Here is a 22706-nt window from a genome sequence, read left to right on the forward strand (position 1 = left end):
CGACAACCGTCGCGCGCTGGATGTCGACCCGGTCGATTACCGTGTCGTGGAATTCACGCTGGAGCCGCCGCGCGGCGACATCGGGCTGGAACGCGAGATCGACCGCTTCCCCTTCGTGCCGTCGCAGCCGGACCGCCTCGCGCAGGATTGCTACGAGGCATACAACATCCAGGTGTCCGGGCTGGTGCAGCGGCTACGCGCGATCAACGTCAAGCGCATGGTCATCGGCGTGTCGGGCGGGCTGGATTCGACCCACGCCCTGATCGTGGCGGTGCGCGCGGCCGACCGCCTGGGCTGGTCGCGCAAGGACGTGCTGGCGTATACGCTGCCCGGTTTTGCGACAGGCGAACGTTCGCGCGAGAGCGCGCACCGGCTCATGAACGCGCTTGGCGTGTCAGCCCACGAGATCGACATCCGCCCCGCCGCACGGCAGATGCTCGACGACATGGATCACCCGTACTCGCGCGGCGAACCTGTGTACGATCTGCCGTTCGAAAACGTGCAGGCCGGGCTACGCACGGATTACCTCTTCCGGCTGGCGGGCCAGCACGATGCGATCGTCATCGGCACGGGCGACCTGTCGGAGCTGGCGCTCGGCTGGTGCACGTACGGCGTGGGCGACCAGATGGCGCACTACAACGTGAACGCCGGCCTGCCCAAGACGCTGATCCAGCATGTCATCCGCTGGGTGGTGGCATCGGGGCAGTTCGACGACGAAGCCAGCCAGACGCTGCTGAACGTGCTCGACCACGAAATCTCGCCCGAACTCGTGCCGGTGGCCGAAGGCGAGAAACCGCAAAGCACGCAGGCCAGGATCGGGCCGTACGAGTTGCAGGACTTCACCCTCTTCCACGTGTTGCGCCATGGCATGCGCCCTTCCAAGATCGCGTTCCTTGCGATGCATGCATGGGGGGACGTCACGCACGGCGCGTGGCCGCCGGGATTCCCGGACGATGTACGCAACGCGTATTCCCTGGGCGATATCCGGCACTGGATGCAGGTGTTCCTGCGCCGCTTTTTCGGGTTCTCCCAGTACAAGCGTTCTGCCATGCCGAACGGACCGAAGGTGGTGGCCGGCGGTTCGCTGTCGCCGCGCGGCGATTGGCGCGCGCCCTCCGACGGCGATGCAACCGTCTGGCTCGAAGAGCTGGAACGCAACGTTCCGGAATCCTGACCCGAACCGACGAGCGATGCCGCCGATCTGCGTCGGTGGCATCGCATGCCGGGGCCACGCCAAAGGCCCTTCCCTCCCTCCTTCTTGTCGCTTTCCCCGCATACATCCCCGTCCGACGCAGCCCGCCTCATTGGTCGACGGCTTAAATCGCAGGTGTCGCCTACACTGGATTTCGGCCGTGCGAACGGGCCGTCTCAATGCCAATTCATACGAGGGAACGGACATGAAAATAGACAAGGTGCTCTATACCGCACACGCAACCGCCACCGGCGGCCGTGACGGCAGCGTGAAGTCCTCCGACGGGGTGCTCCAGGCGAAGCTCGCCGTGCCGAAAGAGATGGGTGGAGGCGGCGGCGCGGCGACCAATCCCGAACAGCTCTTCGCCGCAGGCTATTCGGCGTGCTTTCTCGGCGCAGTGAAGTTCGTGGCGCGTCAGCAGAAAGTGGCCGTACCCGATAGCGCGTCGATCGACGGCGCCGTAGGCATCGGAGAAATCCCAGGCGGTTTCGGCATCCAGGTCGAACTGACGGTCAACCTGCCGGGCATGGACAGTGGCCAGGCGCGCGCACTGGTGGATGCCGCGCACAAGGTGTGCCCCTATTCCAACGCCACGCGCAACAACGTTGATGTGACGCTCAACGTAAAAGTCTGAGCGCCGCATGCCACCGCTCGTCGCATCCAGATCGCGGCTGGCGGGGCGGATTTTCGTGTTGACCGAGCTCGCCCTATCGTTGCGCGGGGGACGTATCCCCCGTGCGCGAAGTCTGGTGTTGCGCAAACGCATCAGGATTAGTGGCACAAAGCGCCTCAAAGACGCATAAACCGCTTGTCACGCGCACGAGGATCACCGTTAGAATCGGCCCTGCGTGACCACGCTTGGCACGGATGCTCTCCGGCTGCTGATAATCATTCGGAGACAGCTGTTTTTTACTTTTCCTTTCGATCAGGACATTTATGGCAACGGCAAAGAAGGCAGTAAAGGCACCGGTGGCGAAGAAGGCCACCAAGGCGGCTCCGGCGGCGGCCAAGACGACCACCGTGGCGGCAATCAAGCCCGTCAAGGACGGTTTCACCAAGGCTGCGCTGGCAACCCACCTGGCGACCCAGGCCGGCGTCGAGCCGAAGGCTGTGAAGGCCGTGCTTGCCGCGCTGGAAGCCACCATTCTGGGCTCCGTCCACAAGAAGGGCGTTGGCGAATTCACCCTGCCCGGTCTGCTCAAGATCGGCGTGCAGCAGATCCCGGCCAAGAAGAAGCGCTTCGGCAAGGACCCCTTCACGGGTGAAGAGCGCTGGTTCGACGCCAAGCCCGCTTCGGTGCGCATCAAGGCTCGCGCCCTGAAGAAGCTCAAGGACGCTGCGGCGTAAGTCGCAAACGGTGCGCGGCGGCTCGGCTGGCGCGCACCGCTTCTCTTCGGTACATACCCCTCTCCTGCTTCATCCCTGCCCCCTCTGCGGGCGCACTGCGGTTCTCCCCTCTCCCCCCGGTTGGATCGGCTGATCTATCATCGTCGTGTCGCCGTCCGCTCGCGCCACCGGCTCGTTGCGTCGTCCCGGCGTCAATCCCGACTCGCTCCCTGCGCACGCATCGATGGAGGTCTCCGCCTTGAATGCGAAACCTGCGTTTTCTGCCGATGCGGCACCGTCCAGTCGTGCGATATTCGACGTCGCCATCGTCGGCGGCGGCATCAACGGCGCCGGCATCGCGCGCGATCTCTCCGGGCGCGGGCTGTCGGTACTCCTGTGCGAGAAGGACGATCTCGCTCAGCACACGTCGTCCAACTCGTCCAAGCTCATCCACGGCGGCCTGCGCTACCTCGAGTACGGTGAATTCGGACTCGTGCGCAAGGCCTTGCGCGAACGTGAGGTCCTGCTCCGGTGCGCGCCGCACATCATGCGGCCATTGCGCTTCGTGATGCCGCACAATCCGTCGATGCGCCCCGCGTGGCTCATCCGCACCGGGCTGTTTCTCTACGATCATCTCGCCCCCCGTACGGTGCTGGCCGATTCGGCTTCGATCGACCTGCGGCACGATCCCGCGGGCGAGCCCCTGTCGGCGGAGTGCGTGCGCGGTTTCAGCTACTACGACGTGCAGGTCGACGACGCGCGCCTGGTGGTCCTCAATGCGCGCGATGCGGCCGATCACGGTGCGCGCATCCTGGTGCGCACACCGTGCACGCGTGCCGATCGCGGCGCGCACGAATGGTCGCTCCAGTTGCTCATGCCCGACGGCACCCGGGCAACGGTGCAGGCGCGCATGCTGGTCAATGCCTGCGGCCCATGGGCCGACAGTTTCCTTCGCGATTGCGCGCCCGGCGTGGATGTGCGGCGCAAGCTGCGCTTGGTGCGCGGCAGCCATATCGTGGTGCGCCGCGAGTTCGCCTACGACGGCGCATTCATTTTCCAGAACAGCGACCGGCGCATTCTTTTCGTCCTGCCATGGGAAGATGACTTCACCCTCATCGGCACGACAGACATGGAACATCGGCAGTCACCCGATCACGTCGAGCCGACCGACGCCGAAGTGCATTACTTGTGCACGCAGGCCTCACGCTACCTGCGCCAACCAGTGACAGCGGCCGACGTCGTGTGGCGGTTTGCCGGCGTGCGCCCCCTGCTCGACGATCACGCAAGCGACCCCGCTTCGGTGACGCGCGACTACCTGCTCGAAGAAGACCACTCCGCAGCCCCCCTGCTATCGGTATGGGGAGGCAAGCTCACGACCTTCCGCAAGCTGGCCGAGGAGTCCTGCGAGCGCATCGTCCGGCGACTGGGCCGGGGCGGCCCCGCCTGGACCGCGGATGCGCCTTTGCCGGGCGGCGACCTGTCGCAATGGACGAAGCCCAGCGACAACCCGCGCCGTGCGTTCATTGATTTCGTCAGCGCGTTGCAGGCGCATTACCCGGCGCTCGATCCCGCCCTCGTGCGTCGCGCCGCGCGCTGCTACGGTAGCCGCGCCACGCGCTGGCTGGGCGAAGCCATGTCGCCGGGCGACCTCGGCGCGGAGATCGTCCCCGGCCTGCGCGAAGCCGAGTTGCGCTACCTCGTCACGCAGGAGTGGGCGCGTCGCGCCGACGACGTGCTGTGGCGCCGCACGCGGCTCGGGCTACGCCTGCCGCCTCATCAGCGCGCTGAGGCGCGGATGCGCATCGAAGCAGCGATGGACGCGCTGCTCTCCTCCCCGTCGCACTGAACCCACGCCCGTCGTTCCGACGGGCGGGCATGCTGCCCGTTGGTACAGCGCAGACCGCTCCATCCGCGCCGTTACAGCGTCCATGCGCGGCTACGAATGCGGCCATCAGCGCATGCAATATGCATGTCTATCCATGCACTTCAGCCAGACTGGATGGGCTGAACAGATTGCCGCCAACTAAGAAAACGACACAGCTCTCAGAGGGGACCACATGTTCAAGGTACTCAGGCGCGAAGAGGGACGTCGCGCGACTGCGCAGACAGCGCCGGACCAGGCCGCGATGCTCGGCGCGCTGCATCGCTCGACCGCCGTCATCGAATTCGATCCGCAGGGAAACATCCTCGACGCCAATGAAAATTTCCTGCGCGTGACGGGGTATTCGCGCGATGCGCTGCTGGGCAAGCATCACCGCATCCTCTGCGATGAATCCCACGTCGCCAGCGAAGAGTACCGAGCCTTCTGGCATCGCCTTGCCGGCGGCGAATTCATGTGCGGACAATTCCGCCGACTGGGGCTTGGCGGTCGCGTCGTGTGGATGCAGGCGAGCTACAACCCGGTGGTCGATGCGCAGGGCCGCGTGGTGCGCGTCATCAAGTTCGCCCACGACATCACGGCACGCGTCGAGGCCGAACTCGACATGCGGGCGCGACTGAGCGCGCTCGACAAATCGACCGCCGTCATCGAATTCAACCCGGATGGCACGGTGATTTCAGCCAACGAGAATTTCCTTCGCGCCACCGGCTATCGCATCGAAGAGATTCGCGGACAGCATCACCGCATGTTCTGCGAACCTGCCTACGCCGCCAGCGCCGAATACGTCGATTTCTGGCGCGCGCTCAATCGTGGCGACTTCATGACTGGTGAATATCGGCGTGTCGGCAAGGCTGGACGACTGCTCGGCATGGAGGCCAGCTACAACCCCGTCTTCGACGACAACGGCAGCCTGCGCCGCGTGGTGAAATTCGCCAACGACGTGACCGCCCGCATGCTCGAGCGTGAGACAGACGCGGCTAACGCGCAACGGGCCTACCGCATCTCGGAGCAGACCGACGCCGTGTCCGAGCGCGGCAAGGACGTGATCCAGCATGCCTGCGACGAGATGCGCCAGATCGCCGACAAGGTGCACACAGCGTCGGGCCTGATGGAAGAACTGGCGCAGCAGTCATCGCGCATCGGCAATATTGTCGGCACCATTCGCGAGATTGCCGACCAGACCAATCTGCTTGCGCTGAACGCCGCCATCGAAGCCGCACGTGCCGGCGACCAGGGGCGCGGTTTTGCCGTGGTGGCCGACGAGGTCCGCAAGCTCGCCGAGCGCACCGCCTCATCGACGACCGAAATCGCCGCCATGGCGGCGAGCGTGCAGAAGGAAACGCGCACGGTGATCGATGGCATGGAGGCTTGCGTGGACCAGGCGCGCCATGGCGTCGAACTGGCCATGCAGGCGGGCATCGCCATCGTCGACATCAGCCAGGGCGCCAAGGAAGTCGTGCGCGTCGTACGAGAGTTTTCCGCAGTCCGCGAATTGTCCGCCTGAAAGACATTGTCGGAATGCGCGAAAGCCGCCCAAGAAAAAACGGCAGCGCATTGCGCTGCCGTTTTTTTGCGTGCGAAGACTGGAGAGCGGTCAGCCCTGCTGTTCCGCGACGAAGATCTCGATGCGACGGTTCTTGGCGCGACCTGCGGCGGTGCTGTTGTCGGCGACGGGCTCGCGCGAACCACGACCGTCCACCGTGATGCGGCTGGCTGCCACGCCACGATCGGCCAGGTAGTCGCGCGCCGACGTCGCGCGATTGACCGACAACGGGTTGTTGATGGCGTCCGTACCGCTGCTGTCGGTGTGCCCGATGATGCGAACCCGCGTCACCGGGTTGTCGCGCAGCGTCTGCGCAAAGCGATCGAGGATCGGACGCATCTGCGGCTTGATGGCCGCGCTGTTCGAATCGAACGAGATGTCGCTGGGAATTTCCAGCTTGAGTTCATTGTTGGCCGTCTGGGTCACTTCGACGCCGGTGCCGCGCGTGGCCTGTTCCATCTGCTGGCGCTGCTCCTGCATCTTCTTCGACCACACGTTACCGGCAACCGCGCCCCCCGCGCCGCCGATGGCAGCGCCGATGGCCGCCCCCTTGGCCGGTTTGTCGTGATTGATGACGGCACCCAGGACGGCACCGGCGGTCGCGCCGATCGCGGCACCCTTGGCGGTGTCCTGCTGCGTTTCGCTCATGGATGCGCACGCTCCCAGAAAAAGCGAGCACGCCAGCAGGCCGGAAATGATCTTGATTGCTTGCATGTGTGGATTCCTTCAGTTGTCGCGGCAGCCACGGATAGTGCCACCGAGTCGCACGCGGCGATCCAGACAAGATCAAGGTCCCTGCCCGCAGGGGCATGTGTCACCCGGAACAGGTCTTGCATGTTCGGTCCCGCACGCGGGGCATATTGTCTGCGACAGTGGGGATCGAGCGTGTCGGCCAATGTCCGACAGATCACATTGCAACGACATGTTTCCATCGTCACCGTGCAAGGCCGGCGCTGCGACATGCCGGAGCACTCATTCAAGTCAGTCAGGAGAGATAACGTGGCAAAAGGTATTGTGAAGTGGTTCAACGAATCCAAGGGTTTCGGTTTCATTCAGCCTGAAGGCGGCGGCGAAGATCTGTTCGTCCACTACTCCTGCATCCAGGGCTCCGGTTTCCGCACACTCAAGGACGGCCAGGCCGTCGAATTCGAAACGACGCGCGGTCCCAAGGGCCTGCAAGCATCGTCCGTCATTCCCCAGTAGATCAGTCTTTCCCCCGGCGAAGTGCTTTTCCGGCTTCGCATCGCCACGGACCGCCGCTTCATGCGGCGGTCGTCGTTTGTGCCCTCCCATGCCGTCTGCATCGCCGCGCGCATGGAACACTATTTGCAGCAAATGCACGTCCGCAATGCACCGGGGCGTCCTCGCGGCGCATGACGCGCATGTGCGCGTGCCTTCGGACATGCTGATACGTAGAAAGTAGACAGACGGCGTGTAATTTTTACAACGCCACGCAAGGAGACCGTCATGCCAAAGGAATCACCGCCTCGCCCTGTCCAAGAAGACCATACCGCCAAAGGCGATCGCCGCGACGCTCCGCTGCCGCCGGGGCCACCCGATGCCGATGACATCGATTTCCGCCGGCCCGACGAGCATCGCTCGCCAGGCTATTCGGGTCCGCCGGGCGCTGGGCCGAACCCCACGTCGTCGGTCTGACGCGGCAGCACAACCACACCTCCAACGGACAACAACGAGACTGCATGCATTCGAACGCGCGTAACGAACCCGTGATCTATCTGAGCGTCATCCTGTCGGCGCTCTGCATTTTCACTCTTGATGTCATGACGCCGCCCGGTACCACCGAATGGCTCTTTTACATGTTGCCGGTGGCGCTTTGCGCGTTGCAGTCCCGCCCCTTTTTCGTCGTCGCGACGACGGGCGTGAGTTCGGTCCTCCTGTTCATCGGGCTGCTGGTGTATGCCAGGAGCGGCATTCCCGATACCTCGATCCTCAATCGCAGCTACGGCGTCATCAGCCTGTGGGCCATCGCTTTTCTCGTGCGGCAGGTGATCGTCTCGCGCAATCGCGTCGAGCGCATGGCGTGGATCAACGACGGCCAGATGCGGGTGTCGCAAAGCATGCTGGGCGAATTGAGCATTGCCGAAGTCGGCGGCAACGTGCTGCGGGAACTGACGCAGTATCTTGGCGCGGCAGTCGGCGCGGTCTACCACCTGGATAACAACATGCTCGTCCGCAGCGCCACCTACGGCCTGCGCAGCAACGAGGATGCGCCGCCGCGGATCGCGCCGGGCGAAGGCATTGCCGGACAGGCCGCGCGAGACCGCAAGGTGGTGCAGCTCGCAGACCTTCCGCCCGATCATCTGCGTATTGAATCGGCCACGGGCGCCAGCCGCGCCGCGCGCGTGACCGTCGCCCCGCTGACGGCCGATGGCGTGGTCTACGGCGTGGTCGAACTGGGTTTCACTGGCGCGGGAGCGTGCATGGCCGACGAGCGAGAACTGCTCGAACGCATTGCCGACAACGTCGGCGTCGGCCTGCGCTCGGCGGTCTATCGCGTGCGCCTGCTCGAACTGCTTGAAGAAACGCAGCAGCAGAGCGAGGAACTGCAGGCGCAGCAGGAAGAGTTGCGCGTGTCCAACGAAGAGCTCGAGGAGCAAAGCCGCATTCTGCGCGAGTCGCAGACACGACTCGAAGCCCAGCAGGCCGAACTCGAACAGAGCAACCTTCAGCTCGAAGAACAGACGAGCCGGCTGGAAGGACAAAAGCAGGATCTGCTCGCCGCCCAGCGTTCGCTGCGCGACAACGCCGCCGAACTGGAACGCGCCAACCGCTACAAGTCCGAGTTCCTCGCCAACATGTCGCACGAATTGCGCACGCCGCTGAACAGTTCGCTGATCCTCTCCAAACTGCTGGCCGACAACAAGAACGGCGGGCTCACCGAAGAACAGGTGCGACATGCGCGCACGATCCATGCGGCCAACAGCGACCTGCTCAATCTGATCAATGAGATCCTCGATCTGTCGAAGATCGAATCCGGCCATTTGAGCATTGAACCGGAAAGCCACTCGCTGTCGTCCATACTCGAAACGCTGCGCCAGACGTTCGAGCCCGTCGCCCACCAGCGCGGCCTGGCCTTTCACTTCGAAATCGAAACCGACGCGCCTGTGCGGCTCGTGACGGACGCGCAACGCCTGCAGCAGATCCTCAAAAATCTGCTGTCGAACGCATTCAAATTCACCGAGCGCGGCAGCGTGAGCCTCATCGTCGGGCCTGCCTCGCACGGCAAGGTGTCGTTCAGCGTGCGGGACACAGGCGTGGGCATCGCGCCGCATCAGCAGGAAGTCATCTTTGAAGCCTTCCGCCAGGCCGACGGGACCACCAGCCGCAAATATGGCGGCACCGGCCTGGGCCTGTCGATATCGCGAGAGCTGGCCCGCCTGCTGGGCGGCGCCATCACGGTGGAAAGCGCCCAGGGCCAGGGCAGCACTTTTACGCTCACCGTGCCGGTGAATGTGGAAGACGCGCAGGCCGTGGAACAGGCCTCCCAAGCAAGCGACACGGCCAGCGTGCGACCGACGCAGGCGCCGGTCGTGGAGCGCATCGCCGAACAGGCGGCCAGCGCCCCCGCGCCATCGCCCCATATCACCGACGACCGCGACCAGCCCCTGCATCACGAGCGGCTGATCCTGCTCGTCGAAGACGACATGCGTTTTGCCGCCGTGCTGTACGAGCTCGCACATGAACTCGGCTTCGACTGCGTGCACGCGTCGACCGCTGCCGACGCCATCCGGCTCGCGCGAGAGCTCACGCCCAGCGGCATTCTGCTCGACATCGAACTGCCGGATCTGTCGGGCCTGTCGGTCCTCGAACGGCTCAAGCGCGATTCGGCGACGCGCCATATCCCGGTGCACATGGTGTCGGTGTCCGATCACGTGCAGACGGCGCTGGAACTGGGCGCAGTAGGCTACGCGCTCAAGCCTGTGGCGCGCGACGAAATCGAACAGGCCATCCATCGGCTGGAGAATCAATTGCGCAGCCGCATGCGGCGCGTGCTGGTCGTCGAAGACGACGATTCGCTGCGCGCGAACATCGGCCTGCTGCTTGGCGCGGAAGATGTCGAAATCGTGGGCGTGGGCACTGCGGCGGGGGCACTGGAACTACTTTCGGCGTCCACCTTCGATTGCATGGTGATGGACCTGATGCTGCCCGACGCATCCGGCTACACGCTGCTCGAAGCGATGGCCAGCGGCGGCAAGTACGCCTTTCCTCCGGTCATCGTCTACACCGGCCGGGCCCTGACGCGGCAGGACGAAGAGCGCCTGCGCCGCTATTCGCGTTCGATCATCATCAAGGGCGCCAAGTCGCCGGAGCGCCTGCTCGATGAGGTCAGCCTCTTCCTGCACCGCGTGGAGTCGACCCTGCCGCCCGACAAGCAGCGGCTGTTGCGGCAAGCGCGCCAGCGCGACCAAGTGTTCGAGGAGCGCCGATTGCTATTGGTCGAGGATGACATCCGCAACATCTACGCCCTGTCGGCGGTGTTCGAGTCGCTCGGCGCCACGCTGGAAATCTGTCGCAACGGGCGCGAGGCGCTGGAGCGCATCGGAACCGAGGAGCCGGTGGATCTCGTGCTGATGGACATCATGATGCCGGAGATGGATGGCCTCACCGCAATCCGCCACATCCGCGCGATGCCCGACCGACAACGCCTGCCGATCATCGCGCTGACCGCCAAGGCCATGGCGGACGACCGCCAGCACTGCCTGGAGGCCGGCGCCAACGATTACGTCGCCAAGCCGGTCGATATCGACCGACTGGTGTCGCTGTGCCGCGTATGGATGCCCAAATGACCACCGACGCCTTTCTCGACGTGCAGGCCGACAATGGACGGCTCGATGTCGACATCGAGCTGCGCCTGCTGCTCGAAGGGGTGTTCCTCAAGTACCAGCACGATTTTCGCCATTACGCGGTGGCGTCGCTGCGCCGGCGCGTGACGCAGGCGATGGAAATGTTCGGCTGCGCCACGGTGTCGCAATTGCAAGACCGCGTGCTGCACGAGCCGGAAGTGTTCGCGCAGATGCTGCAGTACTTCACCGTGCAACTGTCCGACATGTTCCGCGACCCGGCGTACTTTCGCGCGCTGCGCGAACAGGTCTTGCCGGTGCTGCGCACGTATCCGTCGATCAAGGTGTGGGTGGCCGGCTGCAGCAGCGGTGAAGAGGTCTGGTCGCTGGCCATCATGCTGGCCGAAGAAGGCCTGCTCGATCGCACGCTGATCTACGCCACGGACATCAATCCCAAAGCGCTGCGCATCGCCGAGGGCGGCATCTATTCGGGCGAACGCGTGGCCGGCTTTTCGGCCAACTATCTTGCGGCCGGCGGGGTACGCTCGCTCTCCGACTACTACACCGCCGCCTACGAGAACGTGGTGTTCGACCGCAGCCTGCGCCAGCACATGGTGTTCGCCGACCACAGCCTAGCAACCGACAGTGTGTTCTCGGAGGTGCATCTGGTGTCCTGCCGCAACGTGCTGATCTACTTCAATCGAGCGCTGCAGGACCGTGCCTTGCAGTTGTTCCGCGATTCGCTGGTGCATCGCGGATTCCTAGGGCTGGGCACGCGCGAGACCCTGCGCTTTTCGTGCCTGGCCGACAGTTTTCACGAAATCGCGCCGCCCTTGCGCGTCTACCAACGGGGCTAGCGGCATGTCCAACCGACCCGCCATCGATGCCGTCGTTATCGGCGCCTCCGCAGGCGGCGTGGATGCCATCGGCCAGCTCTTGTCGGCGCTGCCGCAAGACTTCGGACTGCCGATCATGTTCGTGCTGCACCTGCCAGCCGGCCACTCCAGCCTTCTGCCGGAAGTCCTCGGCCACTACTGTCGCCTGCCGGTCTGCGAAGCGCTCGACAAGCAGCCTATTGCGGGCGGGACCGTCTATTGCGCACCAGCGGATTGCCATCTGCTGGTAGAGCCGGATTTCACGCTGTCGCTGTCGATCGACGATCCGGTGAATTTCTCGCGTCCGTCGATCGACCTGCTGTTCGAGTCCGCCGCCTATGCGTATCGTGCCCGTCTGCTGGCCATCGTGCTGACCGGCGCAAGCAGCGACGGCGCGAACGGCCTGGCCACCGTGCGGGCGTGCGGCGGCCGGGCGTGGGTGCAACAACCGGCCCAGGCCGCCCACGCCACCATGCCGAGCGCTGCCATTGCACGTGCCGGTGCCGATGCAATCCTGTCCCTGCCTGCGATGGCGGATGCCTTGCAGGCGATATCAACATACTCACCGAACGACAATGAACGCCAGGCTCACCATGACTGACGACGTGAATATCCTCATCGTCGATGACGTCGAACAGAACCTGCTTGCCATGGAGGCCGTGCTCGCGCGGCCCGGCATCCGGTTGCTGAAGGCTTCGTCCGGCCCCGAGGCGCTGGAGATCCTGCTCGATGCCGACGTCGCCCTGGCGCTGGTCGACGTGCAGATGCCGGGCATGGATGGCTTTGAGCTGGCCGAGCTGATCCGCGGCCGCGAACGCACCCGTGGCATTCCGCTGATGTTCCTGACCGCCGCCTCGCGCGATCCGGCGCGCGTCTTTCGCGGTTACGAGACCGGTGCGGTGGACTTCCTGTTCAAGCCCGTCGAACCGAACATCCTGCGCAACAAGGTCGAAGTCTTCGTCGAGCTGCACATGCAGCGCCGCTTGCTGTCGGAACAGTTGGCCGAACTACGGCACGCACTTCGCCTGAACGAGGTCTTTACCGCCGTGCTCGGGCACGATCTGCGCAATCCGCTGGCGGCCATCCGCTATTCGGCCGAAGCCATCCTGCGCAAGGCCGGAGACGAAAAACTCGTGGCCGCCGCCTCGCGCATCCAGACCTGCAGCGGCCGCATGGCGCGCATGATCGATCAGTTGCTCGACGTGGCGCGACTGCGCGCCAGCGGGCTGGAACTCAAGCGCCGCCGCACCGATCTGCTGGAGGTGGCGATGACGATACGTGACGAGTTCGAACGCGCTGCGCCCGAACGCATCTCGGTCGACGGCCGCGGCGACACGCACGTGGACGTCGATGTCGACCGCATGTCGCAGGTGTTATCGAACCTGATCGGCAACGCGCTCCAGCACGGCGACCCGCAGCAGCCCATCGAGGTCTATCTGGATGGTCGCGCGCCCGACTCGCTGACCATCACGGTGAGCAACGGAGGCGCGATTCCCACCCAGCAGATCGCCAATCTGTTCCAGCCATTCCAGGGACAACAGGGCGTGGATGCGCAGGCGCGTGAAGGCCTGGGGCTCGGCCTGTACATCGTGGACCGCTTCGTCCAGGCCCATGGCGGCGCGGTCACGGCGCTTTCCGAGCAGAACCGCACGCGCCTGACCGTCACCCTGCCCCGACACGCCACCAGCGCCATGCGCGCGAACGTCACGGCGCCGCTGTAGGCAGCGCCGCGCGCACGAACTTTGCGACAGCCATGTAACAGGACTGGAATCTCCCCCCGGCGGGTCTATGCTGCAGTGCGGCATACGATTTGCTGCCATGCATTACACCGTCCGCGGACGGGCATGAACAGGAGGAAAGCGTAATGAGTACTTCGATCAACCCGGACACCTTTGAAGAGATCATTCCCGCGCAGCCGCGCGATCCATATGGCCCGAGCGATAGCGTCGACTCGGCGAGCGACGTGGTGGGCACGCCATTGGAGGGCATCGAGACCGATGCTGAAGGCACGGGCGAGCGCCCGTCGGTGGATGACGATGACCTGGTGCCGAGCAATGTGGGACACGACCTGGAGCCCGATGTGATACTGGTGCCCGGCGCGCCGAAGGAACCGGACGAGGAGGAAAGCTGAACGCTTCGACGGGCGCCGCAGGCGCCCTCGTTGTCTCGACTACAAGCCTGCCTGTGCGGGCGAAGCGCGGCGCTCCGGCGCACGCGGGCCGCTACGGGCAATTTCGCCGGCGACGATGGTGCGCACCATGATGAGCTGGCGTTGTGCCTCGCTGGCGTCTTCGTCGATCGAAGTGTCGCGTACCCAATGCGTGAGCAGGCGCCCCGGCTGATCGGCTCCTCGGCCGAGCCGCAAAGGAATGTCCGCGAGCATGCACATCAGCGCCGCGGGCAAGGCGCTCTCGCCACGCCGTGTAAAGATGACAGCCCCATCGAAGTCGCCCGCATCGATGCGCGCGATCATGCGGCGGTCGGCAATCGCTTCGTTCTCGCTCGCGATCGACAGCCACGGTGCGTCGTACAGGATGACGTGATCGACCTCTTCGATCCGCTGCGCAGGCGTGGCACAGGGCGGAGAAGTCAGCAGCGTGATGCGGCGCGACGGCAGGTCGTGCTTGAGCAACTGCAACGCCGGCTGGCACATCGACAGATCGCCGCGCACATCGAAACGGACGCACAAGATATGTTGGGCATCGAACCAGCTCATGCTTCGCTCCTCCGCGTTTTCTGCGCCCCTTGGGGGCATGGATCGCATAGGGGCAGCAAGCGGCGTTCCCGCCGCCCGGGGCGCACTCAGGCGGGCTTGAGCAAGGAATCGATGGTGTCGATCAGTTCGCGGTAGCGGACCGGCTTGGTGAGATATGCGTCGCATCCGGCGGCGCGGATGCGGGCGGCGTCTTCGGGCATGGCGAAGGCCGTCAGCGCAACGATGCGCAGGTCGCGCGTACCGGGTGCGGCACGCAACTGTCGCGTTGCCGTGAGGCCATCCATGCCCGGCAATTGCACGTCCATCAGGACGAGGTCGGGCTGCTCGCGATTGATCACCTGCAGCCCGGTGACGGCGTCATCGGCCGTCAGCACCTGATGCCCGGCCTTGTCCAGCACGAGGCTTACCAGCTTCATGTTGGTCGGGTTGTCTTCGATGACGAGAATGCGTGCCATGCCTCGATGCCCTATTCGCCTTTTTGCCCGACGCGCAGCGCCCGGTGTACTTCGTTGAGAAAACGCCCGTGATTGAAGTCGGCCTTATACAGGATCGCCTGCACGTCGCCGTTGAGTCGGCGCTTATCTTCGGCGGTGAGCTGCCGGGCGGTCATGATCAGCACCGGAATGTGGCGGGTGCGTTGCTCGGCCTTGAGCGCTTCGACGACCTCGAAGCCATTGGTGCCCGGCATCATGAGATCAAGAATGATGAGATCTGGTTCCTCATGTCGCGCCGCGGCCAGTCCTTCTCGTCCGCCGTAGGCGCGTAGCACCTCGAAGCGGTCCTCTTCTTCCAGTTGCAGCGCCAGGACTTCGACCGCCCTGGGATCGTCGTCGACCACCAGCACGCGTCGTCCGCCGACGACGCCATCGTCCTTGATGCCCAGTCCAAGGGATTCGAGCGTGTCGAGCAGTTCCGTGCGCCCGATCGGCTTCTGGAGAATGCCTGCTGCGCCGAGCGACACACCGCGCTGGTGGTCTGCCGCCACCGACACAATGACCACCGGCACTCCGCCCAACTGCGGATCGGCCTTGAGCTGGCCGAGCAGTTCCCAACCGTCGATGCCCGGCAACAGGATGTCCAGCGTGATGAGCGCGGGCGGCGTGGCGCGCGCGAGGGCCAAGGCGTCTTCCGCCGTTACCGCCACGGTCACTTCAAAGCCCGCGCCTTCGAGCTGATGCCGGATCAGGTCGGCCGCCCGCGCGTTGTCCTCGATCACCAGCACGTTCTTGCCGCTCTGCGCCTTGCGCACGGCTGGTGGCGCAATGATGCGGCTGGCCTCGTCGGCGTCCATCACCGGCAGCCACACGATGAAACGGCTGCCACGGCCGACTTCGCTGCGCACCGCGACTGAGCCGCCATGCAGACGCGCCAGGCGTAATACGAGCGACAGCCCCAGACCCGTGCCGGCGTAGCGCCGCGACAGGTCCGAATCGAGCTGCACGAAAGGCTCGAACAGTTCGTTCAATGCGTCCTGCGCAATGCCAATGCCAGTGTCTTCCACGGCGATTTCGATGTAGCGCTCGCGCAGCGGTTCGGGCAATGGCAATGCGCGGTAGCCCGGTGCCGCGGCCGTGTCGATTTCGTGAGTGTCGCGCAGCCGCGCCTGCAAGGTCACGGAGCCGCCTTCACGGGTGAATTTCACTGCATTCGACAACAGGTTGTAGATCACCTGCTTGACGCGGCGCTCGTCGAGCACGGCATTGCCGACCGATGCGTCTACGTCGGCATTCAGCGTCACGCGGTTGTTGGCGGCGCGTTCGCGCACGATGGTGAGGCTGTTCGACAGCAGCGCACGCAGATCGACCACGGCTGGTTCGATGCTCATGTGACCTGCTTCGATCTTCGACAGATCGAGAATGTCGTCGATCAACGACAACAGATGCCAGCCGCTGTCGTGGATATCGCCGATCAGCCCATGCTGCTCCTCGCTCATCGGGCCCACCACGCCATCGCGCATGATCTCGGAAAAGCCCAGGATGGCGTTGAGCGGCGTACGCAGTTCGTGCGACATGTTGGCGAGGAATTCGCTTTTCATGCGGCTGGCATGTTCCAGCTCTTCGTTCTTGTGGGCGACCTCTTCGTTGCGCAGTTGCAGTTGCGCGGAGAGGATGCGCATCGCCTCGTACTGGCCCGTGTTATGCAGGGCCACGCCCAACTGTCCTGCCGCCCGCACGATGAATTCGACATCGGCCCGATCCAGCGGCGTGCTCGAGGCCAGCGCGATGACGCCTTGCGCACGCTCGCCGTGAACAACCGGCACCATCAGCACGGCGGCAGGGGCGAACTCACCCAGCCCGCTGCTGAACGTGAAGCCTGGCGCCGCCTGCAGCAGCAAGGGCTTGCGGTCGCGCAGCGCCTGCCCGGGAAGACTGTCATTGAGCCCGCAATGCATCGCCAGCGTGGGCGCCGCTCCACGGCTCGCCTCGCAGATCAGCGAACCTTCCCATTCCTCGTAGCGGTAGAACGCCACCGTCGGGTAGCCATGGTTTTCGGCCAGCAGGCGCAGCAGCCCGTCGAGCGTTTCCCTGCGATCCGTGGTGCTGTTGAACAGCGCCAGCGACTCGCTCTGCGTGCGGTCGAAATTCTGCTGTCGGACCAAGGCCTCTTCGATCAACTGGCGGCGACGCAGATCGCCGACGACGCGACCGCTGATCAGCGCCACCATCAACATCAGCCCGGCCACCAGCGCGATGGTCAGCCCATTGGTCATCCGATAGCGGCGTTGGGCTTCTTCGCGTCGCGACTGGAGGAGTTCTTCCTCGCTGGTGCGCATTTCGCGCAGCAGGCTGCTGACCTGCTCGTTGAAGACGACCGCCTTGTCGCCCTGGAAACGGTCGGGGCCGAGCACCGGTCCCGTGGGAGCCTCGACCGCGGTCATGCGCGACTGGTAGCGGTTGAGGAACTCCGCCAGGTGCTGAACACGCGCACCTTGTTCGGGGTTATCGGAGGTCAGCGCGCGCAGGACGATGAGCACCTCGCGGCCGCGGCTGAGTGCGGCATCGCGGCGCAGGCGGAACGTATCGTCGGCGCTGATGAGGTAACCGCGGTGCTCGGCGATGGCTTCTTCAAACGCCAGCGAAACGCTGCGCAGATTGGTCAGCACCTGCTGCGTATGGTCGGTCCACTGATCGCTGGTCCGATAGCGGACGCTGTTGAAGTAGATCGTGGCGCACATGGTCGCCAGCACCACGACAGCAGCGAAACCGCTGATCAGGAGTCGGCGGCGGATGGAGCGGGCAGAAGTACTCGATGTCGGCATGGGTGACGCAGCAAGCAATGCCAGGCAAGGGCGAACCGGCAGATGATAACGCGTGAAGTCTAATCATTCGTAGGAATATTGCCGACGAATACACTCTACAAACGTATTCGCCAGACAGAATATTCCATTAGAACTTCACGCCCAACGAGGCGCCCGTGCTGCGCCCCTTGCTCCGACATGGCGTGACCCTGGCCGTCACCCGTCTTCAGTGGCTGGAAACCTTGAATTGCCCGACCAGTCGATCCAACGTGCGTGCCGCATGACCAGTGAGTTGCGCGCCGCGCGCCGCCTCGTCGATGGCGCAACGCACAGCCTCCGCCGAGCCGGCCACCTCTTCGACGCGACGCCCGTTGTCATGGGCTGCGGCCGATATCTGATCGATGGTGGCAAACAGGCGTTGCAGGATGTGCTGAACGTCCGCGCGGTCGGTCGCCGCGGCGGTGGCGAGTTGCAGGCCCTCTTCCAGTTCTGCCATGCCGGTTTCCATGGTATTCACGGCATCTTCGGCACGACCTTGAACCGTGCCGACCATGGCTTCGATCTCTTTGGTCGACACCGCCGTGCGTTCGGCCAGCTTGCGGACCTCGTCGGCCACCACGGCGAATCCGCGCCCGTCCTCGCCGGCGCGGGCGGCTTCGATGGCGGCATTGAGCGCGAGCAGGTTGGTCTGGCCGGCGATGTCCTTGATGACAGTGACGATGCGGCCGATCTCCTGCGCCGAGACCTCCAGGTCGCGGATGCTGCGCGTGGCCAGGCCCACCGAATTGCGGATGCTGTCGCTGCGTTCGCGGATCAGTTCGAACTGCTGGCGAGCTTCGGCCGTGGCGGCATCGACGGCGCCGCGCATGGCTTCCGCCTCGCTGCCGGCCTGTTCGATCTCGTCGATCTGGCCATGGATGGAATCGAGCGCGCTGTGCATCTGTGCCGACATGTTGCGGGACGCCGTGGCCGACATCGCACTACTCTGCCCCAGCGTCGCGTTGGTGCGGTCGATGTCGTGCGAAGTGCGGATCACCTTGCTGATGATCTGTTCGATGTTGTCGATGAAGCTGTTCACCCACTGCGCCATGATTGTCGTTTCATCACGACGCCCCTCGGCGCGCGGCAAACGCTCGCTCAGGTTGCCGCCGCCCTCCGCGATGCCCTGCAGGACGGCATTGAGCGTCAGCATGCGCCTGGACACGGGGCGCGCACCGAGCTGGCGGAAGACCAGCATGCCGGCCACCAGGAACAACGCCTCGGTGATCGCCGACGACGCGGGATTGAACGAGAACGCCAGTTGCGCCGCCTGCGCAACGCTCCACGCCACGAGGCTGGTGACGATGTAGAGCCGCTGCAACTGGTACGAGATGCCCCGGAAACGATAGACCTCTTCCAGGTCCGCCTCGCACATCATGCCCCACGTGTCCGGCGAGCCCGGCATCTGAAAAGTGACGCCCTTGCCGACGACCGGAATGTGGCGGTAGTCGGAGTAGCCGGGATACGTCACGAACAGGTTCGAGCCACGCGCGATGGTCTCGCGCACGCCCGGGTGCAACTGACCGGTGGCGGGGTCGTTGAAGACCAGCTCGAACTCGGTATGACGCTGGACCTTGACGGTACCGTACGCCGTCCGCACGCCGTCCTTGAGGTTGTCGCCCAGCGAGAAGGTGTTGTCCTCGAAACGCGAGCGCGACAAGGCGGTACCACGCGCGATGGAAGGATCGAAGCGCGACTCGACCATGAACAGGTAGTTGTCGCCCGACTCGTGAAAGATGTGCCCCGCCTCGCGCTGGATGAGATCGCCGATCACGTCGTTGGGGACCCGCGCGCACAGCGTGCCGACTGCGTTGCCGTCGATGACGATGGGTTGATAGAACATCAAGGTCACCGCATCGTGAAAACGCGAAGACGAGCGCCCCAGCCGCGCTGTCACTTCGTCCAGGTATGGGCCATGCAGAAAGCGCGCGCGCAGCCCGGCACGGAACGCCTCGCCCCCGACGCTGGCAGCTCCTTTGCGCGAAGGGGTCGTCGACTCGATGACACGCCCCGCCTTGTCGACGACGAAAATCTCGGAAGCGTCACGCAGGCCCGTCAGCCGATCGGCGAGCGCTCCGGGTGCGACATCGGGCCACGCAGCGGCCACTTCTTCGGTGGTCTGTTCCAGCACTTGCCAGATGTGTTCGGCCCATCCCTGCAGCAGGCGAACACGGGTGTCGGCGAAACCGTCGAATGCGATTTCCAGCCGCGCATAGCGATCGCGGCTAAGGAAGCACGCCCAACGCATGGCGAGCTTGCCGGTCTTGCCAAAGAGCGGCAGCCACCGCAGTTCTTTCGGACTCAGTGCCATTTCTTTGCTACGCAGCATGATTTGCATCCCGTGTCAGATTGGTCTTCTCGGTACGCGTCGCCCATAAGCCACGCCGGGCGGCACGTTTCAGCCACATTACGGGTATACCCGCTGCATACTTTAGGTTTCGGAAGGCTGGCCGTTGCGCTGCATCAATCGCTGAAATTCATGCACCAAAAGGAGGCCGCGCATGCACGTGGACGAAGCATCGACATGAGGCCATCATGACGGCCGGATCGTGTCACGAGACAGGCCTTCCCCACTCCCATGAAGAACCCGTTGCACGCCCTCATCTGCACCCTCCTGGTATTGCTCCTGCATACCGTGGCCGGCCCCGCCAGCGGGGCATCTTCCAGTAGTTCGTCATCCAGCCTCGCAGTGTCGTCGGCGCCCGCCGAAACGACGCTGGCGGCAATCGTCTCGGCGCTGGACGCACCGGACCGCCTTGCCTCGCGGGCAGCGCGCGTGAGCGAGCAGATCGCACCGCTCAAGGAACTCGCCCCCAAGCTCGTGCAACAGGACGTAGAGCTGCGGGCCTTGCTGACCCGCATCGAACGCGCCGATGGATCGACCGCCGGCGCGGGTGAACTGATCGACATGCAGACCGCCATCCTCAACGACGATGTGACGCTGTCCGGCATGATCGAGCGGCTGCGATCAGGCGTCGGCGACATCGAGTCCTTGCTGGCGGACCTCCAGCAAGAACGCGACAAATGGGCGCAGCGATCGCAACTCGCAAAGCAGCTCGAGGCATCTCCGGCCTTGCAGGCACGCATCGATTCGGTGCATGGCACGATCGACGACGACATTCGCGCATTGCGCCCACGGCGCGATGCCTTGCTGGTGCTTCTGGGCAACGCGGTGGAGCTGCGCTCGCGCGTGGAGGAGGTGCGCGCGCGCATTTCGGCGCGTCGCCTGAGCGTGAGCCAGGCGCTGCGCGAGGCGGAAGCCGAACCGATCTGGCGCATCTACGACGCCGAGCGCAGCCACCTGCCGCAAGTGCGTGCCGAATGGAGCGCGCAGGGACGGCAGATCAAGGCATATTTCGAACTCCACGGAACGTTTCTCGCGCTGCTGGCATTGGCGATCTTCGGCCTCACCCTGTGGTTGATGAGGCGCGCCCGTGAGATTTCGCTGCACGACGTGACCACCCTGCCCATCGAAATGGAGCGCTGCCGGCGCGTCATGCATCGACCGTTCTGGGTCGCCCTGCTGGTGACGCTGCTGTATGTGGCGCTGAGTGCGCCGCGCGGACCGATCGCGTTCTACGACCTGCTGTGGCTGTTCGTGCCGCTGCCGGCTGCGGCGCTCACCGTATCGGCACTCGGGCCGGCGGTGCGCACATCCGTGTGGGCGCTGGCGATCGCGCTGCTGGCCTCGCCGTTCCGCTCGTTGCTGGAGTTCGCGCCCGGCATCGATCGTCTGGTCATGGCGGCGCAGGCCATCCTGGTTGGCGCAGCCCTCTGGCATGACTTGCGCAAATTGCCGGGCAACGTCGGCACGCCGCGCAAGCGTCGGGCCCTCAAGACGATTGCATGGCTGGCGCTCGGTGCGCTGGCCGTGTCGCTGTACACGAATATCGTGGGGTTCGTCGGCGTAGCGGCGACATTGCGCACCGGCGTGCTGGGCACCCTGGGATTTGCCGTCACCTATACGGCGGCGTTCTACGCCACGCTGGGGCTCGGGCTCGTCGCGCTGCGCACGCCGGCCGCGCGCGGCTTCCACATCGTGCAGCGACGGCGCGCAACGCTCGAACATGCGCTGTTCCGGATCCAGGCCACCTTGTGCGTGATCGGCGTGCTGGTGGGCACGATGTTCGCATTCGGCCTGTACGACACGGTGCCTGGCGCCGTCAGTGCCCTGATGGCGTTGCGACTGGACGTGGGCGAAGCCAGCATCTCGCTCGGAGCGCTCATTACAGTGGCGCTATGCCTGGTGGGCACATGGGTCCTGATGGGCGTGGTGCGGGTTCTGCTGGAAGACGAGATCATGCCGCGCCTGAACCTGTCGGATGGCGTGCCCTACGCGATCTCGGCACTCACGCGGTACGCGCTGGCCCTGCTCGGTTTCATGTTCGCGCTGGCCGCCGCGGGCATCGACATGACCAAGCTGACGATCGTGGCGGGCGCGGTCGGCGTCGGCGTGGGCTTCGGCCTGCAGGCCATCGTCAATAATTTCGTATCGGGGCTGATCCTGCTGCTGGAGCGGCCGATCCATGTCGGCGACACGGTCGAGACCGACAGCGCCAGCGGCGTGGTGCAGCACATTGGCATTCGCGCCACGACCATCCGGACCTTCCAGGGCGGCGATGTCATCGTGCCCAATGGCAATCTGCTTTCAAAGGACCTGCTCAATTGGACGCTGTCGAATCGTCGGCGCCGGATCGAGGTGGAGATCGGTGCTGGCTACGGCAGCAATCCCGAAGAGGTGAAGCGGCATCTGGTCGAAGCCGCGCGCGCGCACCCGGACATCCTGTCGATTCCGGCGCCGCTGGCCCTGTTCGTCGGATTCGGGGACAACTCGCTCGACTTCCGTCTGCTGGCGTGGGTGAACGACACCGATGTCGCGGGCGGCACCGCCAGCGCCATCCGCGAGAGCATCCTCAAGCGCTTTTCGGACGCCGGCATCGAAATCCCCTTTCCGCAGCGCGACGTGTGGATACGACAACCCCACGCCCCCGGCCCGTCGCTACCTTCAAAGCCGGACACGGGCGCTGAGCAAGGGCCATCGACCGAAGAACCGACGGGCCCGTGAGTCGATCGCGGCCCACCATGAAAAAAGCCCT

At 64.7% G+C, this 22706-nt stretch carries 17 protein-coding genes; 12 read left to right on the forward strand and 5 right to left on the reverse strand.

Annotated elements, in window-relative coordinates; translation table 11 throughout:
• The 5 genes from ACDA63_RS00005 to ACDA63_RS00025 form a co-directional block, all read left to right on the forward strand.
• Window positions 1–1174, forward strand: a 1174-nt coding sequence (locus tag ACDA63_RS00005; protein ID WP_373661098.1) for an NAD(+) synthase, incomplete at its 5' end; no start/stop codon positions are given.
• Between the two features lie 223 nt (window positions 1175–1397).
• Complete coding sequence (locus ACDA63_RS00010; RefSeq protein WP_373661099.1) at window positions 1398–1826, forward strand: organic hydroperoxide resistance protein; 429 nt, start codon at window positions 1398–1400, stop codon at window positions 1824–1826.
• A gap of 302 nt (window positions 1827–2128) precedes the next feature.
• Entirely contained in the window at window positions 2129–2539 is a 411-nt protein-coding gene (locus ACDA63_RS00015; RefSeq protein ID WP_373661100.1) for an HU family DNA-binding protein, read from the forward strand.
• A gap of 238 nt (window positions 2540–2777) precedes the next feature.
• Complete coding sequence (gene glpD / locus ACDA63_RS00020) at window positions 2778–4364, forward strand: glycerol-3-phosphate dehydrogenase (RefSeq protein ID WP_373661101.1); 1587 nt, start codon at window positions 2778–2780, stop codon at window positions 4362–4364.
• Between the two features lie 211 nt (window positions 4365–4575).
• Complete coding sequence (locus tag ACDA63_RS00025; RefSeq protein ID WP_373661102.1) at window positions 4576–5901, forward strand: methyl-accepting chemotaxis protein; 1326 nt, start codon at window positions 4576–4578, stop codon at window positions 5899–5901.
• Between the two features lie 90 nt (window positions 5902–5991).
• Here ACDA63_RS00025 and ACDA63_RS00030 read toward each other — a convergent pair whose 3' ends face one another.
• Window positions 5992–6654, reverse strand: a complete 663-nt coding sequence (locus ACDA63_RS00030) for an OmpA family protein (protein ID WP_373661103.1) — start codon at window positions 6652–6654, stop codon at window positions 5992–5994.
• A 285-nt stretch (window positions 6655–6939) separates the two neighbouring features.
• Between ACDA63_RS00030 and ACDA63_RS00035 the strand changes: the two genes are divergently transcribed.
• The 6 genes from ACDA63_RS00035 to ACDA63_RS00060 all read left to right on the forward strand — a co-directional run bounded on the left by ACDA63_RS00035 (window position 6940) and on the right by ACDA63_RS00060 (window position 13748).
• On the forward strand, window positions 6940–7143 hold the full coding sequence (locus tag ACDA63_RS00035) for a cold-shock protein (RefSeq protein WP_373661104.1): 204 nt from the start codon (window positions 6940–6942) through the stop codon (window positions 7141–7143).
• Window positions 7144–7640: 497 nt separating this feature from the next.
• Complete coding sequence (locus tag ACDA63_RS00040) at window positions 7641–10748, forward strand: response regulator (RefSeq protein ID WP_373661105.1); 3108 nt, start codon at window positions 7641–7643, stop codon at window positions 10746–10748.
• A complete protein-coding gene (locus ACDA63_RS00045; RefSeq protein ID WP_373661106.1) occupies window positions 10745–11599 on the forward strand; it encodes a protein-glutamate O-methyltransferase CheR in 855 nt (284 codons plus the stop codon). Before ACDA63_RS00040 ends, ACDA63_RS00045 begins: the two co-directional genes overlap by 4 nt.
• Window positions 11600–11603: 4 nt before the next feature.
• Window positions 11604–12218 carry a chemotaxis protein CheB gene (locus ACDA63_RS00050; protein ID WP_373661107.1) on the forward strand — a complete coding sequence of 205 codons (615 nt, stop codon included), beginning with the start codon at window positions 11604–11606 and terminating at the stop codon, window positions 12216–12218.
• A complete protein-coding gene (locus ACDA63_RS00055; protein WP_373661108.1) occupies window positions 12193–13338 on the forward strand; it encodes a response regulator in 1146 nt (381 codons plus the stop codon). The genes ACDA63_RS00050 and ACDA63_RS00055 overlap by 26 nt, the downstream gene beginning before the upstream one ends.
• Before the next feature lie 143 nt (window positions 13339–13481).
• The gene (locus tag ACDA63_RS00060) at window positions 13482–13748 is read left to right on the forward strand and encodes a hypothetical protein (protein ID WP_373661109.1); all 267 of its coding nucleotides are present in this window, start codon (window positions 13482–13484) and stop codon (window positions 13746–13748) included.
• A gap of 39 nt (window positions 13749–13787) precedes the next feature.
• On the opposite strand, the gene ACDA63_RS00065 is transcribed toward ACDA63_RS00060, so the two are convergent.
• The 4 genes from ACDA63_RS00065 to ACDA63_RS00080 all read right to left on the reverse strand — a co-directional run bounded on the left by ACDA63_RS00065 (window position 13788) and on the right by ACDA63_RS00080 (window position 19939).
• Complete coding sequence (locus ACDA63_RS00065; RefSeq protein ID WP_373661110.1) at window positions 13788–14333, reverse strand: glycosyltransferase family 9 protein; 546 nt, start codon at window positions 14331–14333, stop codon at window positions 13788–13790.
• A gap of 86 nt (window positions 14334–14419) precedes the next feature.
• The gene (locus ACDA63_RS00070; RefSeq protein ID WP_373661111.1) at window positions 14420–14788 is read right to left on the reverse strand and encodes a response regulator; all 369 of its coding nucleotides are present in this window, start codon (window positions 14786–14788) and stop codon (window positions 14420–14422) included.
• 11 nt (window positions 14789–14799) lie between these two features.
• Entirely contained in the window at window positions 14800–17592 is a 2793-nt protein-coding gene (locus tag ACDA63_RS00075) for a response regulator (protein WP_373661112.1), read from the reverse strand.
• A 205-nt stretch (window positions 17593–17797) separates the two neighbouring features.
• Window positions 17798–19939 carry a methyl-accepting chemotaxis protein gene (locus tag ACDA63_RS00080; RefSeq protein ID WP_373661113.1) on the reverse strand — a complete coding sequence of 714 codons (2142 nt, stop codon included), beginning with the start codon at window positions 19937–19939 and terminating at the stop codon, window positions 17798–17800.
• 249 nt (window positions 19940–20188) lie between these two features.
• Between ACDA63_RS00080 and ACDA63_RS00085 the strand changes: the two genes are divergently transcribed.
• Window positions 20189–22675: a mechanosensitive ion channel domain-containing protein gene (locus ACDA63_RS00085; RefSeq protein ID WP_373661114.1), complete on the forward strand. Its 2487-nt coding sequence runs from the start codon at window positions 20189–20191 to the stop codon at window positions 22673–22675.
• Window positions 22676–22706: the final 31 nt, after the last annotated feature.

It is taken from the genome of Uliginosibacterium sp. sgz301328 (assembly GCF_041807905.1).
GTDB lineage: Bacteria > Pseudomonadota > Gammaproteobacteria > Burkholderiales > Rhodocyclaceae > JBGVSA01.

Bases quoted from the DNA above. Each gene is read 5' to 3' on its own strand.
- ACDA63_RS00050 (WP_373661107.1), top strand. From the start codon at position 11,604: ATGTCCAACCGACCCGCCATCGATGCCGTCGTTATCGGCGCCTCCGCA.
- ACDA63_RS00065 (WP_373661110.1), bottom strand. From the start codon at position 14,333: ATGAGCTGGTTCGATGCCCAACATATCTTGTGCGTCCGTTTCGATGTG.
- ACDA63_RS00030 (WP_373661103.1), bottom strand. From the start codon at position 6,654: ATGCAAGCAATCAAGATCATTTCCGGCCTGCTGGCGTGCTCGCTTTTT.
- ACDA63_RS00060 (WP_373661109.1), top strand. From the start codon at position 13,482: ATGAGTACTTCGATCAACCCGGACACCTTTGAAGAGATCATTCCCGCG.
- ACDA63_RS00040 (WP_373661105.1), top strand. From the start codon at position 7,641: ATGCATTCGAACGCGCGTAACGAACCCGTGATCTATCTGAGCGTCATC.
- ACDA63_RS00085 (WP_373661114.1), top strand. From the start codon at position 20,189: ATGAAGAACCCGTTGCACGCCCTCATCTGCACCCTCCTGGTATTGCTC.
- ACDA63_RS00075 (WP_373661112.1), bottom strand. From the start codon at position 17,592: ATGCCGACATCGAGTACTTCTGCCCGCTCCATCCGCCGCCGACTCCTG.
- ACDA63_RS00045 (WP_373661106.1), top strand. From the start codon at position 10,745: ATGACCACCGACGCCTTTCTCGACGTGCAGGCCGACAATGGACGGCTC.
- ACDA63_RS00010 (WP_373661099.1), top strand. From the start codon at position 1,398: ATGAAAATAGACAAGGTGCTCTATACCGCACACGCAACCGCCACCGGC.
- ACDA63_RS00070 (WP_373661111.1), bottom strand. From the start codon at position 14,788: ATGGCACGCATTCTCGTCATCGAAGACAACCCGACCAACATGAAGCTG.
- ACDA63_RS00025 (WP_373661102.1), top strand. From the start codon at position 4,576: ATGTTCAAGGTACTCAGGCGCGAAGAGGGACGTCGCGCGACTGCGCAG.
- ACDA63_RS00080 (WP_373661113.1), bottom strand. From the start codon at position 19,939: ATGCTGCGTAGCAAAGAAATGGCACTGAGTCCGAAAGAACTGCGGTGG.
- ACDA63_RS00055 (WP_373661108.1), top strand. From the start codon at position 12,193: ATGAACGCCAGGCTCACCATGACTGACGACGTGAATATCCTCATCGTC.
- ACDA63_RS00015 (WP_373661100.1), top strand. From the start codon at position 2,129: ATGGCAACGGCAAAGAAGGCAGTAAAGGCACCGGTGGCGAAGAAGGCC.